Here is a 729-nt window from a genome sequence, read left to right as displayed (position 1 = left end):
GTACGGCTGTAGGCGGACTATTTATATCAGGACTAGGTACAGAATACGTCGTACTAGTGGGGATCTTGTCATTAGTATTGAGCGTAGTATTTATTTTACCAAGAAGCTACACGCATCGTCCTATAAAACAGCTTTCTAAATAAGGCATCAATTCAACCCTTTTTCGGGATCCCTTTGTTTTCTTTTATTGCATCTATGAAGAGCAGAAATCTATTCTATTCAATGCTTACACCATTAATAAATAAAAAATGGAGATTTGAGATGGAAAAGTACACTAAAGTTACACTTGTTCCTTTACCATCATATCCCTGTCACAAAAGACGTTTTTTTATGACTTGCTAAGGGAATAAAAAAAGGAAATTCAAGAAAAAGAGGGAGTTACAATGTCAGAAATGGGAAGAAAAGAAGACTACGGGGAGATTGAAATAGGTAAATACGAATTGTTCTTCAAAAAGAGTTATAAAGTTATAAATACGATTAACGACTTCTTGATAGGCATCTGGTTCCTAATTGGCAGTATTTTATTCTTCTATGATTCCTTAAAAAATATAGGGATTTGGTTATTTATTCTTGGGAGCGTGCAATTGCTCATTCGTCCAACGATTAAATTAGTACACGATTTTCACTTACGAAAATATTTAAAGGAAGGTTATCGGAATAAATAATCTTCTTTGCAAACAATTTTTCTTGTGAATTCTATATATCAAAAGGGGGTGTACGCGTACACCC

General features: G+C 33.9%; 1 protein-coding gene and 1 pseudogene. Both read left to right on the top strand.

What is annotated here, in order from left to right; all coding sequences use genetic code 11:
- Positions 1-143, top strand: a pseudogene (locus AC1DRF_RS30840) (MFS transporter); the annotation flags it as partial.
- A 240-nt stretch (positions 144-383) separates the two neighbouring features.
- Positions 384-665: a YrhK family protein gene (locus AC1DRF_RS30835; protein ID WP_013084430.1), complete on the top strand. Its 282-nt coding sequence runs from the start codon at positions 384-386 to the stop codon at positions 663-665.
- The last annotated feature ends 64 nt before the right edge of the window (positions 666-729 follow it).

The sequence above is a fragment of the Priestia sp. P5_B4 genome, from assembly GCF_056400385.1.
Note: the sequence above shows the minus strand (reverse complement) of the source record. Positions and strands in the feature narration are given on the sequence as shown.

Bases quoted from the DNA above. Each gene is read 5' to 3' on its own strand.
- AC1DRF_RS30835 (WP_013084430.1), top strand. From the start codon at position 384: ATGTCAGAAATGGGAAGAAAAGAAGACTACGGGGAGATTGAAATAGGT.